The organism is Actinosynnema sp. (assembly GCF_052038725.1).
Window position 1 is genome coordinate 1 of sequence record NZ_JBQGCX010000676.1, and the last position, 2,102, is coordinate 2,102.

The window sequence follows — 2,102 nt, forward strand, 5'->3', positions numbered from 1 at the left end:
GGGCCGGGGGGGTGGGCGACGGGCGCCCCCGGGTCGAGCAGTGCGGCCCGGTCGCGCGCGCCGCCCGCGGCGCGCGCGCCCGGGTCGATGCCGCGCTCGTCACCGGGGACCGCGACCACGCGCGCGCCCGCGAGGTGGAAGCACTGGAGCGCGGCGAGGTAGGTCGGCTCCTCGACCGCGACGACGGAGCCGGGCTCGAGCAGGGCGGTGACCACGAGGGCGAGCGCCTGCTGGGACCCGGTGGTGATCAGCAGCTCGTCGGGTCGCGTGGGCAGATCGCGCGCGGTGAGCCGGGCCGCGACCTGTTCCCGCAGGTCGGCGTCGCCTTCGGTGGGCGCGTACTGGAGGGTGCGGCGGGTGAGGGCGCGGTCGGCGGCGGCGCGGATGCCGTCGAGGTCGAACAGCTCGGGCGCGGGCAGGCCGCCCGCGAAGGAGATCACCTCGGGGCGCGAGGTGAGGGCGAGCAGGTCGCGGACGGGCGAGCTGGGCACGGAAAGGGAGCGCACGGGCAGTCCTCGGGCCGGGAGTTGCAGGGGGACCGCGGTCGTGCCGCGTCGACGAGCTGCGCCCAGGGGTGCGAGGAGCCGCTGCGGCCATCCTAGCTTCACGATCCGGCGAATCTCCCCGTGTCGTTGACCTGCGTATTTCCTCGACCTCGGTCACACAGCGGCGTGAATCGAAGGCCGCTCCGAACCGCTGGTTCCGGATTTTTGTCGGCGACCTTCCGCATCCTGTTCACGACCGACTGCCACACCGGGCAGAGCCACTACCCGAGGAGGGATCATGCTCCGTTGACAGGCAATATGCCGATGCGTCTATATTCCCGGCATGGCATCTATGTTCGCCGTGCTGGCCGACTCCCACCGGCGGGAGATCCTCGACGTCCTGCGGTCGGGCGAGCGCCCGGTCAACGACCTGGTCGAGCTGCTCAACCTGACCCAGCCCACGGTGTCCAAGCACCTCAAGGTGCTTCGCGACGTGGGGCTGGTCGAGGTCCGCAGGGACGCCCAGCGGCGCTGGTACCGGCTCCAGCCGGAACCGCTGGCGGAGGTCGACGCCTGGCTCGCCCCGTACCGGCGGATGTGGATGACGAGCTTCACCGCTCTCGACCGGCACCTGGAGGAGATGGGCGAATGAGGGACGCACGGCTGGAGACGATCGACGGGAAACCGGTGCTGCGCCTGGAGAGGCGGTTCGCGCACCCCGTGTCCAAGGTGTGGCGGGCGGTCAGCGAACCCGCTGAACTGGCGCACTGGTTCCCCGCCGAGGTCGAGCTCGAGAACGGGAGGATGCGCTTCGCCTTCCCCGACCCGGCCATGGACGCCGGGGAAGGCAGGGTGCTGGAGCTGGACCCGCCCAGGGTGTTCGCGTTCGAGTGGAACGAGGACGTCCTGCGCTTCGAACTCCTGCCGGAGCCAGGGGGCTGCCTGCTGGTCCTCACGCAGGTGATCGGAGCGGGGCCGCTCGGCGCGGGGCGCAACGCCGTGGGGTGGCGGACGTGCTTGGAAGCCCTGGACGCGCGCTTGGGCGACCGGCCGTTCACCGCTCCCGCGGACCTCCTGGGCCCGATCGAGCGGCACGTCCGCGAGTTCGGCCTGGACCGCGGCGAGGTGGCGGACGGGCGGATCAGGTTCAGCAGGGACCTGGTCTGGCGACCTCTGGCCGAGGTGTGGGCCGTGCTGACCGGTGGCGCGACGCCAGCGGTCGGCGACACCGCTCCGGAGAGCGCGGGCTGTTCCCGCGTCCGGCCGGGACCGGTGGTGGTCGTGGAGGAGCCGACCCTGCTCGAGTTCGACTCGTCGTCGGGCCGGGTGCGCTGGGAGCTGTCCAGCGACCCGGTCGGGGGCACCGTCGTGACCCTGACCCACGTGGTCGGGGACGGGGAGGTGTCCGTGCCTGCGGCACTGGCCGCTTGGCACGTGCGGTTGGACCTGCTGTTCGCGGCGCTGCTGGGTGAAGAACGCCCATGGCCTGGAGAAGGGGAGAACGGATTGGCAGCTGACTACGCAGTGATCCACAACTGAATACGACCCTGACAGACCCGGTAGAACCGGTCGTCCAGCGGAGTCGCGCGGTCCTCGGACCGTTCGCGGAACCGCTGG

Annotated in this window: 3 protein-coding genes; 2 read left to right on the plus strand and 1 reads right to left on the minus strand. The window is 71.7% G+C overall.

All coding sequences use genetic code 11. The features are described from left to right. The coding region (locus tag ACTUAL_RS14305) for an aminotransferase class I/II-fold pyridoxal phosphate-dependent enzyme (protein ID WP_440900582.1) at window positions 1-506 on the minus strand (506 nt) is incomplete at its 3' end. A gap of 322 nt (window positions 507-828) precedes the next feature. Between ACTUAL_RS14305 and ACTUAL_RS14310 the strand changes: the two genes are divergently transcribed. Next, window positions 829-1,137: an ArsR/SmtB family transcription factor gene (locus tag ACTUAL_RS14310; protein ID WP_041837059.1), complete on the plus strand. Its 309-nt coding sequence runs from the start codon at window positions 829-831 to the stop codon at window positions 1,135-1,137. Then, window positions 1,134-2,024, plus strand: coding sequence for an SRPBCC family protein (locus ACTUAL_RS14315; protein WP_440900583.1), 891 nt, complete (start codon window positions 1,134-1,136; stop codon window positions 2,022-2,024). Before ACTUAL_RS14310 ends, ACTUAL_RS14315 begins: the two co-directional genes overlap by 4 nt. Window positions 2,025-2,102 lie beyond the last annotated feature (78 nt).

Excerpts from the sequence above, each read along its gene's own strand:
- ACTUAL_RS14315 (WP_440900583.1), top strand. The coding sequence starts at position 1,134 with ATGAGGGACGCACGGCTGGAGACGATCGACGGGAAACCGGTGCTGCGC.
- ACTUAL_RS14310 (WP_041837059.1), top strand. The coding sequence starts at position 829 with ATGGCATCTATGTTCGCCGTGCTGGCCGACTCCCACCGGCGGGAGATC.